The organism is Chryseobacterium sp. RLHN22 (genome assembly GCF_051011795.1).
GTDB classification, from domain to species: domain Bacteria; phylum Bacteroidota; class Bacteroidia; order Flavobacteriales; family Weeksellaceae; genus Chryseobacterium; species Chryseobacterium zhengzhouense.
In genome coordinates this window covers 92,346-105,779 of sequence record NZ_JBPCHW010000004.1, presented here as the reverse complement: position 1 = coordinate 105,779, position 13,434 = coordinate 92,346, and the positions used below count along the sequence as shown (strand labels likewise).

Below are 13,434 nucleotides of genomic sequence, written 5' to 3'. Positions count from 1 at the left end.
ATAATTAAAAACTAGATTTCTCCTTCACCAAAATGACAAATGAAGCATTACTTCTTAAGCAAAACACTGATTAAGTGATTCGTGATTTGAAGTCCGAGATTTGAGATTTGAAATTCATTTTAATTTCTCAAATTAATTCATTTTCAAATTAATTATCTTTGCACTGTGTATATAGATAAAGAAGATTTAGACGAATTAGAATTTCCGCAATTGCTCGCAGAAATTTCTCCCTTTGCATATTCTCAGAAAACAAGAAATAAAATCCTTGAACTTCGTCCGATGAAGATTGACGAAGCAGAACTTTCACTGAAAAAAGCCTCAGAGTATTTATCGAGCTTCGAAAGTTCAAATGCAATTCCGTTTGATGAATATGAAGATATTGAAAGCGAACTGAAATTAATGCTGATCGAAAACTACCGGTTAGAAAACTCAGCTTTCATCAAAATCAAAACGCTTACTGAACAAATCGGAAAACTGCAGAAGTTTTTCCCGACCATGCCTGAAACTTTCCCGACATTAATTCAGGATGTTTCCGTTCTTGAATTTAAAAAGGAAATTATCGACAAAGTTGATAAAGTTTTCAACCGTTTCGGAGAAGTTAAAAGTGAAGCATCACCTATTTTAAAAGGTTTAAGAACTGAAATCCAACATGCTAAAAAAGCGATTACCGAGAATTTCAACAGAGCTTTATTTAATTACGGACAAAGTGATTTTTTAGATGACATTCGGGAAACCATTATTGACGACCAAAGAGTTTTAGCGGTAAAATCTGCGTATAAAAAAAGAGTTGCAGGAAGAGTTTTAGGACTTTCAAAAACAGGCTCAATCACTTATATGCAGCCTGATTCTGTCGTAAAGCATCACTTTAAATTAAAAGAAAGCGAAGAAGAAGAAAAAAAGGAAATTGATAAAATCCTGAGACAGCTTACTGCGGAACTGGCAGAATTTCAGCCGCAGCTCTGGAGATATCAAATGTATATTTTTGATCTTGATTTAACGAGAGCAAAAGCAAAATTTGCAGAACTCATCAACGGTGTTTTACCGAAAATCAACAGACATAAAACGCTGCGATTAAGAGATGCTTTTCATCCTTTATTATGGTTGAGAAATAAAGCTGAAAATAAGACCATTTTCCCACAAAGTCTTACATTCACAGAACACAACAGAATCATCTGTATTTCCGGGCCGAATGCGGGCGGAAAATCAATCACACTCAAAACGGTAGGATTGCTCCAGCTAATGATCCAAAGCGGAATTCTTGTTCCGGTTCATCCGAAATCGGAGATGTTTTTCTTTGATAAAATCATGACCGACATTGGTGATAATCAGTCTATTGAAAACCATCTTTCCACCTATTCATCACGCTTAAAAAAAATGGGTGGAATCATCCGTGAAGCCGACGCTGAAACGCTTTTACTGATTGATGAGTTCGGTACAGGTTCTGATCCTGAACTAGGTGGAGCTTTAGCAGAAAGTTTCCTTGAGTTTTTCTACGACAAAAAAAGTTTTGCGATCATTACAACGCATTATACCAACATTAAATTGGTTGTGGAACAGCTTCCGAATGCACAAAATGCAGCGATGTTGTTTAATGAAGAAACGCTGGAGCCAATGTATAAACTGGAAGTAGGACAAGCCGGAAGTTCATTTACTTTTGAAGTAGCTGAAAAAAATAAAATCCCAAGATTTATCATTCATTCTGCCAAGAAAAAGGTAGAACATGATATTGTGAATTTAGATAAAACCATTGTAAAGCTTCAACAGGAAAAATACGAAGTTGAAAAACTGAAATCTGATCTTGCAGAAAGAAAAGAGTCGGTGGAAGATAAACGTGATAACCTGCAAAAACTGAACGAACAGCTTCAGCAGAAATTATTCAACTTCCAGAAACTATATGAGGAGGAGCACCGTAAGCTACAGTTTGGGACAAAGATTGAATCGTTTATCGACAGTTATGTAAAAGGGAAATCGAGAAAAGATGTGGTAAAAGATTTTGTAAAAATTCTTGAACAGGAGAAATTCAGAAAAATAGGCGCTGATAAAGATGAATCGAAACGACTTCAGGTTGTGAAGAGAAAAATTACTCAGCAACTAAAAAAAGAGGAAGTTATCGAAAAAATTACTGAAACTAACGAGAAGATCGAAGAAAAGCGCAAAACAGATCGTGCGCTTTGGATGAAAGTAGGGCAACGTGTGAGAATAACAGGAAGTACAAGCGTTGGAACGATTGAAAAGATTTCAAGAAATAAAGTCATTGTCAACTATGGAACTTTCAAGACGACCATTGATGCTGATGAACTCGAAAGAATTTAAACCTGATGATAACGGTAAAAACTTTTATTACGTTTAAAGACTTTCTGAATTTTAATCTTAAAAACTCATTGCCCAGACTAATTATTTTTTCATTAATTATTTTGCTTTTTTTAGGACTGAACTTGTACGATATTGGATCTGATGTAAAAGAAGTTTTTCGCACAGCATTGTTTTGGCTTTTAATTATGCTAATTTTCATAACTGTACGTTCCTATTTCCGTTTGAAAAATGCATTTTATTCCAACAAGAAAATTCAGGAAGAAATTATTTACGTTTTTGATCAGGAAAAAGTAAATACGAGAGGAGAAACTTTTGACGGAGAGTTTACATGGGATTTCGTGCATAAAGTAAAAGAAAACAAAGATTGGTTTCTGATCTACCAAAGTAAAACGACGATGAATATGATTCCTAAAAAGTATTTTACAAAGAGTCAGATTCAGGAGCTTAGAAATTTAATTCAGAAGAATAATGTGAAAGCCAAACTGAGAAATGATTAAACAAAAAAAGAGCATCGGATATGATGCTCTTTTTTGTTTTTCATTTCTTTATAAATTTCAATCTGACCAAATTATCTTTTCCATTAAACTGAATAAAATAAACACCTTTTGTGAAATGCTGAACATTTACTGTTTTATTTTGGGAGTTTCCTTCACTCACTAATTGTCCGGCTGAATTGTAAATCTTATAATGTTCCTCTGATAAAATTCCTTGGATGAATAAAATATCGGAAACAGGATTAGGATAAACTGTGATTTCTTTCGGATGATGAAGATCATTTACTGAAAGTTCTGAAGAGCCAGTCAAATAAACGTCATAATCTTCAACTTCACCGTAACCAAAAGTACCACACCCATTTGCAACGGCTGTATTTGAAAATACAACTCTCATTGTAACTGAACAAGCGATATTTCCGCCAACAGACGCCAAAGAAGGAACTGCAAACTGACCATTGCTTATATTAGAAGAAGCTCCCGTAGAATTCAAAATAATTTCGCTAGTTTCAAAAATACCATTTGCATTGAAGTCAATCCACACCGTTACAAAAGCGGCATTTGGATTTACTGCACCACTTTTTGTAACAGAAATTTCATTGTTCACAGAACCCCAAATTAAATACACTTTGCGTGAAGCATCGGAACGATAATCTGTATAAAGAGATGCTGCAGAATTACTGATCATCGGAGTTGCCCCTAATGGGGTAACGGTAACATTCGAAGTATGCATAATGACTGAATTTGCGGCTTCGGAAGTACAATAATTTAGTTTTGTATTAAAAATCAGAATTGGTGACCAGGTTCCCGAAACATTATTGCAGATTTTGGCAACTCTAACTTCATAAGCTGTACAAGGCATTAAGCCGGATAGATTTACAAAATTTTGACCGGTAGGCGTTAGTGGCGAAATCCATGCAAAATTTCCGACAGGTCGATATTCCACAACATAATTTGAAGTATTTGGATCATTTACCCAGCTCACTGTTGCTTCAGTATGTGAAATATTGGTTACCGCTACATTTGCAGGAGCTAAAGTATCGCAAAAAAATTCATATTTTTCGATTTTATTTTTACTTTGATGAAAATTAAAAACGAATAAAGCAAAAAATAAACAGAGTAAATTTTTAGTCATATTTTAATATAATTGATCGGCTTAAAATTAATGTATTTAAATTAGAATATTCCAATAAAAGTGAATAAATATAATGCTAAATTTGAAAAATGAGTATAAATCTTAAAGTATTATGGATTTTTTACAGAAAACTTCTCATTCCGGGAATTTTGTTTTCTGTATTTTTATCGTTTCAGCTTGGGATAACCTTCGAAAATTTCAGTCTTTGTTTTGTTCTCATATTACCTTTGCTTCATTATTTTATTTATGAACTAAGATTAAAAAATGAGTATCATTTTTATGCAAATTTTGGTTTCTCGAGATTAACTTTATGGATCATTACCATTAGTTTGGGAATTGGTTTAAAACTTTTTGCCGTTATTCTATGAGTACGCTCCATATTGACAGCATTACAAAATCTTTTGGCGAAAAAGATATTCTTAAAGATATTTTTCTGAAATGTGAAACCGGAAACATTACCGGAATTTTAGGAAGAAACGGTTCAGGAAAATCTACTTTATTCCAGATTATTTTTGGAACACAGAAAGGGAATACACAATATATCAGATTCAACAATACTATTTTGCAGACGCAGTATGACAGAAAAAACAAAATTGCTTATTTACCACAACATCCATTTCTTCCAAAGAATGCAGTGATTAAAAATCTTATCGATTTATTCTGTAATAAAGAAGATGCACACAAAATTTCAGAATTAAATTTAATACAGCCTTTTCTGAATGAAAAAATAAAAACCCTTTCAGGCGGAGAGATCAGAGTAATCGAAGCATTAATGATTATTTACTCAAAAGCAGAATTCATTTTTCTTGACGAGCCGTTTCACAGCTTATCTCCTAAATTAATTTCAGAGTTAAAAGAAATTATAAAACAACAAAGTAAAAGTAAATCATTTATAATTTCTGACCATCAATATCCCTATGTTCTTGATATATCCGATGAAATTTATCTTCTTACCGAAGGTCACCTGAGATTAATTAAAGATTTAAAAGAGTTGCAACAATATAATTATCTGCCAAAAAATATTTAATTTATATCTTTGAGCTATAAATATCCATTATAATGAATTTCATCAACAAAGCAATCTATTTATTGATATTCAGTATTTTTTCTTTTGCATTGATTAATGCCCAAAGTAAAGTTCCTTTTGGTGTTGTTAAGGCTGAAGACGGCTATGCAATGGTACGTGTACACAAGGAAGATTACCGAAAAATCGTCGACAAAATAAGAATGCGAAAAGGAGATGTTTTTGTTTATGTAAAGCCAGCTCCCGGCGAAACCGAATGGATATGGATCAAGTATCCCGAAAAAGAAGAGCTTCCCAAACCTTTTGTAAGATACGACAGTCTTACAAAAGAAGGAATGGTAAATAAAGGTCGTATTGCATTTATTGACCAGCTTCCAAAATTTACTCCAACCCTTTCTAAAAACGGAAGATCGATTACTTTTATAGATAACAATAATCCTAAAATCCCGGCCAATCAAAGAACCAAAGTCGTGATTGACATTTATCCTTCCAGCGCTAAATTCAAAAAGCAGGAAAAAGATGCAGAAGGAAATATCGTTAAAATCGACAAAACAAAAACCTGGGGAATCGGGAAAGAGCTCCCGGAAGATTTAAAGGAGATCAAATCTGTACGCGTCCAGCAACCCGGAAGAGGTTCTGTATTCGTGAGAGAAGCGATCAAAAATATGTTTAATCCCACGATGGATTTTGAAAATATGGGGGTAACTGCCATTGATGATGACCATATTTATCTTTATATGATCAACGGATCCGGAGAAAACAGATATACTACCTTCTGGACAATCAAAGAAGGAAGAGCAATCAGTCAGATTGTTTATGCCAATCCCGAATAAATTCTGAAAATTTCATTTTATTATTCTTATTTTTGCACCCGAAAAAGGTTAAACTTTAGGCATTTTGCCTTGCTTAAAACTTTTCAGGAAACTGGTTCTGTTTAGCTACAGATTAAAAGGGAATCGTGTGAAAATCACGAACTGTCGCGCAACTGTAAGTAACTGAAGTCTTTATAATAAGTCACTGTCTCATTTACGAGATGGGAAGGCATAAAGATGTTACAAGTCAGGAGACCTGCCTTTTCTTTAGACAAAAACTTTCGCGATTTGAAGTTTATTGATCTCATTATTTTCAGAAAACTTGTGTTTCTGAATTATTCTGTGGATTCCAATTCATTTCATTTCGCTTTAATTAATAATGAAATATGACTACAGAAGAAAGAATTCAATTATCGGAAACCAGAATTTTCAAAGCCGTTTTTCCTAATACAACCAATCATTACGATACTCTTTTCGGTGGAACTGCGATGCAGCTTATGGATGAAGTAGCTTTTATTACTGCTACAAGATTTGCAAGAAAACGTGTTGTTACCGTAAGCAGCGATAAAATTGATTTTAAAAAACCTATTCCTGCCGGAACAATTGTTGAGCTAATCGGACGGGTTTCCCATGTTGGAACTACAAGTATGAAAGTAAATGTAGAAATCTATACCGAACAGATGTATTCTTATGAAAGAGAAAAAGCGATTGTGGGAGATTTTACTTTCGTTGCGATTGACGAATTTAAGAAACCAATTCAAATTCTATAAATGAAAAATTTCGGCGACCTTCGGTCGCCGAAATTTCAGTTCAGATTATTTTTCGATGGTTTCGGTGGGCTTTGCCTGCCGAAACCTTTTATTTTATTTCCCACAGATTTCTCGGATTTTCACAGATAATTGAGCATAAATTCCAGAAAATCTAAAGCATCTTTGTTATTAATTTAAAAAACTTTCAAATTCTGATACACAAGCTACCTCAGAACTTTTTCGGATTCAAGATTTAAATTTAAAAGATGATGAAAAGCTTCTCCCATTTCGTCAGAAGCTCTGCTTATCGCATTTTCCAGCATATTTCTAATTTGCAGTTCGGTCACTTTAGCTTCCGTCCAGCTTTTTCCTGATGTGTGGGAATTCAGGATAAAAGGCATGATTCGATCAATGGCACAGGCAAAAATTGCATCGGGCGTCTCTTCTTCTTCAAATTCCAGCCAAAGATTAAAAAATTCTGAACGAAGCGGCTCATCTAAAATTCCGAAAATATTCTGGGCAGAAAGTTTCTCTCTTTCGAACTTGCCGACCATTGCCGCTTCATCGAAAAGGAAAGTATCGCCGGCTTCAATTTCGACCAAATCATGAATGGATAACATTCTTATAACTCTCAAGAGATCAATATCGGCTCTGTTTTTTGCATAAGGAAAGAGAATCTGAGCCAAAATAATGATCTGCCATGAATGTTCGGCTGTATTTTCTCTTCTGGAATCATCTGCATTATAGTTTCTTCTTTGCACATTCTTCAAGGCATCTATTGCAAGAATAAAATCAATTTCTTTCTGTATTTTCATCTTCTTTTACAATTATCATTTTATTTGGTAGTTTTTTTACTATCCATTTGTTGTTTACTTTCTTTTTGACCGTAACTTTTACAGCTTCATGAGTGTGATCCTCTATCTTTTCATACACTAATACAATACCTTTTTTAGGAACAACTTCATATTCATAGGTATAATAAGATTGTCCTGATTTGGCAAAGGTTGTTAGCCTTTTATTTTTTTTATCTACATCAAACATTCCTTGGTAGCCACTTGCCAACTCTGTGAGTTCCGAACTTGGTACAAACTGCATTTTTGTAGAATTAAAAACATACACTTCATAAGATGCATTCCCGTAATTTCCGCCATTGCCGTTTCTTACCGCTAAATCTTCTGTTCCATCAAAATTAAAATCTCCAAAATACAGAGGTTCATCTCGTAACATTTCACGGGTAATCCTTATAATATCCTTGGAAGGTTTAAAATTTTGTCTAAAATAAAACACTAGATCCAGCGAATGAAAGGTCTGCTTTATGTTTCCATTCTTATCAGACAAAATCACCCATCCATTTCCTCTACATCCATCACTTATGCAGTCTTCCACATTAATTTCGGCATTGTATTTTTTGGAAATATCATTGATCTGAAACCTATGTTACCCGAAACATAATGGCCCAAGTAATACTATATGCAATAATTGGTAAAGTAATATCATATTCCTCATTAAACTCGGTCGTATCTGAAATAAGAAAGCTATCACAAAAATACAAATCATTACCCGATTTTAGCATTTTTTAAGTTTTAATTTAATTTCTTTTAATTTTTAATTAAAATCATAATACTGATTATCAATAAGTTAAAATTTAATTGAAATAATTTCACTACTTTGTATTGCATAATACCATTTTAATTATATATCTTTGTAATGTAAAATCAGAATAGGTTCAGCTAGCTAGGAACCAAAATCTGAAAATTATATAACTAATTAACAAAAACCTATTAAAGATGAATACCGAAAATACCAAAGCGCAAATGCGAAAAGGGATTCTGGAATTCTGTATTTTGAGCCTCATCAATCATAGAGAAATGTATGTTTCTGACCTTATCGATGAGCTAAAAAAAGGAAAACTGGATGTAGTGGAAGGCACCCTCTACCCTCTTCTCACAAGACTGAAAAACGGAGAGTTTCTCTCATACAGATGGGAAGAATCTACAGGAGGACCACCAAGAAAGTATTATCAGATTACAGAAAAAGGAAAAGCTTTTCTTACTGAACTGCAAAATACCTGGCAAGAATTAACAGATTCTGTAAACCAAATCACTCAAAAACACTAAAAACAAAGCTATGAACAAGACACTCTCAATAGGACTCGCAGGTTTCTCTTTTACCATAGAAGAACATGCATATATAAAGCTCAGCGACTATCTGAATGCTTTGAGAAGCTCATTGGATGCTTCGGAAGCTGATGAGGTAATGCACGACATAGAAATCAGAATGGTTGAAATCTTCAGAGATACTTTAGGAAAGCGTGAAGTGATCAACGATGCCGATGTTGAAAAAGTAATCGCACAGATCGGATCTCCTGAAAAAATCGAAGAACAGGAAGAAGCTTATTATTCTGAAAAAAATACAAAAACTAAAACTTCAGGAACAAACTATAGCGACAGAAAGCAACTGTTCCGTGATCCTGAAAGTCAGAAAATTGCCGGAGTTTGTGCTGGTTTAGCAGCTTATTTCGGAATGGAAATCAGCTGGATGAGATTAATTTGGGTAGGAGCATTTCTCTTCCTTTGGGTTGCACCCGGATCTTCTTTCCTTGTGATTATTCTTTACTTCATTCTTTGGGCAGTTTTACCAAAAGCAGAAACCGCTTCAGATTTTTTGAAAATGAAGGGAAAGCCGTTGAATTTCGATAATTTAAAAGAAGAATCCAGCAAAATTGTACAGTTTGCCAATGAAACAACCACCAGAGCAGGAGAAATTTTTATCGAAAATAAGCCTTACGTTAAAAATGCAGGAAGCGGAATCTGGAATGTTTTCAAATATATTATCGGGATTTTCTTCGCCATCATGGCAGTAAGCAGCATCATTGGAGTATTTGTATTATTTGGTATGTTTGGGGTAGAATCTAACTTTCCGGGAGCCAACGAAATGAGATTTTATTTTGACAACGACGGATTGTATAATGTTTTGGCAGCCATCATCATCATCGGATCTTTAATTCCTGCCATCCTTTTCAGTCTTATAAGTATTAAAATTTTCTCACCAAAAACAAAACTTAGAAATATTGGCTGGGTTTTAGGAGCTTTGTTTTTAACAGTAATCGCTTTAGGAACATTCTTCGGACTGAGCATGGCAAAAAGAGAGATGCTTTTCAAAGGTCATAAGGAAGACACTGAAGAAATTGCCATCAACACAGCTTCAGACAGCATTTATGTGGATGTAAAGCAGGTAGCAATTCCTCAAAACTTTATTGGGTACGACAATGATATTTATTCTGATAAAAAATCGGTTTACGAAGAAGATTACATTTACGTTGAAGTCACAAGAAAAGAAAACATTAAAGCACCTTATCTGGTTATTAAAAAAGAAGCAAAAGGCTATAATGTTCCGCTTAATGTAAATGTTCCTGTAGAAATTGTTGGCAATAAAATTTTACTACCGAATTACATCAAGTATCCTTATGATCACCGGTTCAGAGATTATCATATTGATTATGAGCTTGTCATTCCTCAAAATATGATCGTAATTCCGGTAAAAGACCGCGGAATAGACTTCAACGGAGATCTTGACAACAACGGAATCAATGACGATGAGGAAAATAACGATGAGAATTATGAAAATGATAATACTTTAAAAATAGAAAAGAATAAAATTTCTATCAATGGTTCGACCATCGAGTACAGTTCAGATGATAAAGACAGTGTTATCATCAACGGAGTAAAAGTTCCTGAGCATGCCGCCAAGAAAAAGATTGATTCTATAAAGAATATTATCAAGCAGAAAGAAAACGAAATAAAAAACATCAAGATAAAAGACGGTGAAAACGAAATTTCTATTAAAACCAAATAATTAACTTCAGAGAGTGCAGAAGGTGTGGGTGGAAAGACAACCGTTTGAAATTCACACTCTTCTTCTCTTAAAAAGATAAAAAATTCAATAGAAAGTGTCTTAAGTCATAAAATCTTTGTATATTCGTATATCCAAATTCCAGTAAAAACAAACACAAAAAAAATTTAAACCATGGTACAAGTAGTTATCGAAATCGCTGTAAAAATCGTAGATTTAATCAGCCGTTTATTTTAAGAGCAACAATATTTCAATATATTTGTAGAGTATAACCAATTTTTGGTTATACTTTTTTGTTTAAAATTTAAATTCATGAGAAAGCTAATAGGTAAACTGATGTTAAAATTGTTGGGATGGAAGGTCGTTCTTCAGGGCGATGTCAATAATCTCAACAGATGTATTCTGGTGGTTGCACCACATACTCACAATATGGAATATCTTTTAGGAAATTTAGCGTATTGGTCTCTGAAAAAACCTTTGAAAATCATCATTAAAGATGCACACACTAAAGCTTGGTATGGATCTGTAGTAAAAGGTTTAGGAGGAATCGGTATCGACAGAAGTCAGAAAAACGATCTTGTGAATTTTGTAGCAAAAGAATTTCAAAAAGAAGATTTCAGTCTGGTAATTACCCCGGAAGGAACCAGAAGCTGGGTTCCGAAATGGCGAAAAGGATTCTACCACATGGCTTTGGCAGCAAAAGTTCCTATTGTTCTGGCTGCGGGAGATTTTAAAAGAAAAATTGTTTATTTAGGATATCAGATTCCTTATGAAAGATTAGAATCTGCAAGTTTTGCAGAAATTATGCAGGAAATTCAGGACTATTATATTAAGAATGACATCGTTCCGAAAATCCCGGCCAACTGGAATCCTAACCTGATGGGAAATGATTCTGAAGTTAGAAGTTAGAAGCAAAATTACTTATTACTCATAATAAATATGTATACTAAAGATAAAACCAAAGAGGAAATATTAGAATTCATCAACAATTGGGGTGAAGAAACTTTTGCAAAAACGCTCGGTATTCATTTCATCGATATTGATCTTGAGAATGAAACACTAACCGCCACAATGCCCGTTTCACCAAAAATTCATCAGCCTTTCGGGATTATGCACGGCGGAGCAAGTTGTGTATTAGCCGAAACGATGGGCTCAAGCCTGTCTAATATTTTTATTGACGGAAGTAAATATTTTGGAGTGGGAACCAATATCAATTCGAATCATCTGAGAAGTAAAAAAGACGGAATCGTAACCGCAGTAGCCCGATTTATAAGAAAAGGGAAAACGATGCACGTTTCTGAAATTGAAATCCGGGACGAAAAAGGTCAGCTTATCAATCATACAACCATGACGAATAACATTATCAACCGATAAGATTTTCAATAAAAAATATGGAGGACTCAAAATTTTGAGTCTTTTTTTATATCCTTCTGCAACCATTTTATTTTTTTTCATCTTATATAAAGAAACCCTTAAATTTATAGATCATGAAAAAACATTTACTCCTGCTGCTCTGTTCCGTATTTTTAATCATCACTTCTTGTAATGATCATGATGATAACACGGAAAGCAAAAACCTGTTCACCTCTCAGTTGATTGGAAAAGGCATTATTACTGCAAATTATGTGGTTCAGCAAAATACAGTGATGACCAGTTCTGCACAATGGAATCAATTTTTAAATCAAATTGATACTCCGACTCATCAGACTTCTGCAAATTTTACCGAAATCAATATTGATTTTAATCAGTTTATGGTTATTGTCGTGATTGATGAAGTATACCCAAACGGTGGTCATTCTATCGACATTATGACCGTTGATGAGCATCCTCAATACATTAATGTTGATATAGAAAAATTACTTCAAGGTAATGCTACGTCTGTAGTTACTCAACCTTATCATATCGTCAAAATTCCTAAAACAATAAAACCTATATTATTTAATTAAAATCAACAGCAACCTTTTTGTAATTCCGCATCTTATAAAAAATACCATGAAAAATTTAATTTTACCATTTGTTTTGTTGTTAACGTTTGTATTTTCTTGTAGAGAAAATGATATTGATGAAGGGCTTGAGAAAAAAACGGCCTCATATGATGTATATGTCGCTGGGAAAGAAAACAACAGTGCTTGTTATTGGAAAAATGGAATCAAAATAGATTTAATTAATGGTTCCAATATTACTCCCAGAAAAATTATCGTAGAAAATAATGATGTCTATATTTTTGCTATGAGTGATATTTCACAAGACTATTATATTTGGAAAAACAATGTTAAAATAGCAGTTAATCAGCACATAGGAATGAATAATAACACTACAAATCCTGCTGATTATGCTCATAGTATAGATGACTTCCTTGTCGATCAAGGGAATATTTATTTATTTGGAATAGTGACAAGTCCGATTGTCCAAATACCTTCTACCATAACTTATACTCGCGAGCTATGTTACTGGAAAAACGGTTTAAAAACGGTACTGTTTACACAAAACTTTCCCAATCCTCAAAATTATGTCACAACAAGAAATTTCACAATATATAATGGTGACGTGTATATACCGGTAAATAAGATGCTTAATAATTTAGTGGATTCACCAATTGAAGTAGGTTATTTTAAAAATAACTCTTATAATATTATTTCACCATATTCAGGTCAAAAGAATTTTAGAAACATTTCAAGTAATGGCTTAGGAGATATATATTTATCTATGTATGACAAACTTACCGACAAATCTTATTTTAAAAATATCATAACAAATACTGACAGCTATATTTCTCAAACCGTGAAAGGTAAATTTAAAATTGATGGAACTGATATCTATGACTTTAGCAATGGTTCAGATTATCTAAAAAATGACAATGCGATCTCTTTTTCTTATGCTTTAGGATTTAATCGAATTGAAGATTTTTTTGCATTCGATCAAAATATTTATCAAATCAGATCCAAATCGACTTCCGATATAAAAGATTCCTATAAAGTTTATATCAATAATGTCGAGACTCAACACATTAATCATGTTAATGGTATTTTCACCTCAATTTACGTCGTACAGGACTAAA

The 13,434-nt window shown here is 33.5% G+C and carries 17 protein-coding genes and 1 riboswitch; of the genes, 14 read left to right on the top strand and 3 right to left on the bottom strand.

The annotated features are described in order from the left end of the window. Window positions 1-165 precede the first annotated feature (165 nt). Together ACR1PN_RS05775 and ACR1PN_RS05770 are read left to right on the top strand one after the other, a co-directional pair. The gene (locus ACR1PN_RS05775) at window positions 166-2,313 is read left to right on the top strand and encodes an endonuclease MutS2 (protein ID WP_378174980.1); all 2,148 of its coding nucleotides are present in this window, start codon (window positions 166-168) and stop codon (window positions 2,311-2,313) included. 185 nt (window positions 2,314-2,498) lie between these two features. After that, window positions 2,499-2,810, top strand: coding sequence for a YcxB family protein (locus ACR1PN_RS05770; RefSeq protein WP_433979233.1), 312 nt, complete (start codon window positions 2,499-2,501; stop codon window positions 2,808-2,810). A 40-nt stretch (window positions 2,811-2,850) separates the two neighbouring features. On the opposite strand, the gene ACR1PN_RS05765 is transcribed toward ACR1PN_RS05770, so the two are convergent. Further along, entirely contained in the window at window positions 2,851-3,939 is a 1,089-nt protein-coding gene (locus ACR1PN_RS05765; RefSeq protein ID WP_433979232.1) for a GEVED domain-containing protein, read from the bottom strand. A gap of 89 nt (window positions 3,940-4,028) precedes the next feature. Between ACR1PN_RS05765 and ACR1PN_RS05760 the strand changes: the two genes are divergently transcribed. From ACR1PN_RS05760 to ACR1PN_RS05740, 5 genes are all read left to right on the top strand, one after another. After that, window positions 4,029-4,307, top strand: coding sequence for a hypothetical protein (locus ACR1PN_RS05760; protein ID WP_433979231.1), 279 nt, complete (start codon window positions 4,029-4,031; stop codon window positions 4,305-4,307). Beyond that, window positions 4,304-4,966: an ATP-binding cassette domain-containing protein gene (locus ACR1PN_RS05755; protein WP_433979230.1), complete on the top strand. Its 663-nt coding sequence runs from the start codon at window positions 4,304-4,306 to the stop codon at window positions 4,964-4,966. The genes ACR1PN_RS05760 and ACR1PN_RS05755 overlap by 4 nt, the downstream gene beginning before the upstream one ends. A 32-nt stretch (window positions 4,967-4,998) precedes the next feature. Next, complete coding sequence (locus ACR1PN_RS05750) at window positions 4,999-5,796, top strand: hypothetical protein (protein ID WP_433979229.1); 798 nt, start codon at window positions 4,999-5,001, stop codon at window positions 5,794-5,796. Between the two features lie 74 nt (window positions 5,797-5,870). Beyond that, window positions 5,871-6,053, top strand: a riboswitch (cobalamin riboswitch). A gap of 108 nt (window positions 6,054-6,161) precedes the next feature. Continuing rightward, window positions 6,162-6,545 carry an acyl-CoA thioesterase gene (locus tag ACR1PN_RS05745; protein WP_378174998.1) on the top strand — a complete coding sequence of 128 codons (384 nt, stop codon included), beginning with the start codon at window positions 6,162-6,164 and terminating at the stop codon, window positions 6,543-6,545. Then, window positions 6,546-6,674 carry a hypothetical protein gene (locus ACR1PN_RS05740; protein WP_433979228.1) on the top strand — a complete coding sequence of 43 codons (129 nt, stop codon included), beginning with the start codon at window positions 6,546-6,548 and terminating at the stop codon, window positions 6,672-6,674. It begins immediately after the preceding gene. A gap of 74 nt (window positions 6,675-6,748) precedes the next feature. On the opposite strand, the gene ACR1PN_RS05735 is transcribed toward ACR1PN_RS05740, so the two are convergent. Beyond that, entirely contained in the window at window positions 6,749-7,339 is a 591-nt protein-coding gene (locus ACR1PN_RS05735) for an HD domain-containing protein (protein WP_433979227.1), read from the bottom strand. After that, a complete protein-coding gene (locus ACR1PN_RS05730) occupies window positions 7,317-7,751 on the bottom strand; it encodes an XAC2610-related protein (RefSeq protein ID WP_433979226.1) in 435 nt (144 codons plus the stop codon). The genes ACR1PN_RS05735 and ACR1PN_RS05730 overlap by 23 nt, the downstream gene beginning before the upstream one ends. A 72-nt stretch (window positions 7,752-7,823) precedes the next feature. Between ACR1PN_RS05730 and ACR1PN_RS05725 the strand changes: the two genes are divergently transcribed. The 7 genes from ACR1PN_RS05725 to ACR1PN_RS05695 all read left to right on the top strand — a co-directional run bounded on the left by ACR1PN_RS05725 (window position 7,824) and on the right by ACR1PN_RS05695 (window position 13,433). Then, window positions 7,824-7,976, top strand: a complete 153-nt coding sequence (locus tag ACR1PN_RS05725; RefSeq protein WP_433979225.1) for a hypothetical protein — start codon at window positions 7,824-7,826, stop codon at window positions 7,974-7,976. A gap of 335 nt (window positions 7,977-8,311) precedes the next feature. Then, window positions 8,312-8,641 (top strand): PadR family transcriptional regulator, encoded by a 330-nt coding sequence (locus ACR1PN_RS05720; protein WP_433979224.1) that lies wholly within the window; start codon window positions 8,312-8,314, stop codon window positions 8,639-8,641. 10 nt (window positions 8,642-8,651) lie between these two features. Then, window positions 8,652-10,379, top strand: coding sequence for a PspC domain-containing protein (locus ACR1PN_RS05715; protein WP_433979223.1), 1,728 nt, complete (start codon window positions 8,652-8,654; stop codon window positions 10,377-10,379). A 309-nt stretch (window positions 10,380-10,688) separates the two neighbouring features. Then, window positions 10,689-11,285, top strand: coding sequence for a 1-acyl-sn-glycerol-3-phosphate acyltransferase (locus ACR1PN_RS05710; RefSeq protein ID WP_378175016.1), 597 nt, complete (start codon window positions 10,689-10,691; stop codon window positions 11,283-11,285). Between the two features lie 30 nt (window positions 11,286-11,315). Continuing rightward, window positions 11,316-11,750 (top strand): PaaI family thioesterase, encoded by a 435-nt coding sequence (locus ACR1PN_RS05705; RefSeq protein WP_378175019.1) that lies wholly within the window; start codon window positions 11,316-11,318, stop codon window positions 11,748-11,750. 113 nt (window positions 11,751-11,863) lie between these two features. Continuing rightward, the gene (locus ACR1PN_RS05700; protein ID WP_433979222.1) at window positions 11,864-12,322 is read left to right on the top strand and encodes a hypothetical protein; all 459 of its coding nucleotides are present in this window, start codon (window positions 11,864-11,866) and stop codon (window positions 12,320-12,322) included. Window positions 12,323-12,368: 46 nt separating this feature from the next. Further along, entirely contained in the window at window positions 12,369-13,433 is a 1,065-nt protein-coding gene (locus ACR1PN_RS05695) for a hypothetical protein (protein WP_433979221.1), read from the top strand. Window position 13,434 lies beyond the last annotated feature (1 nt).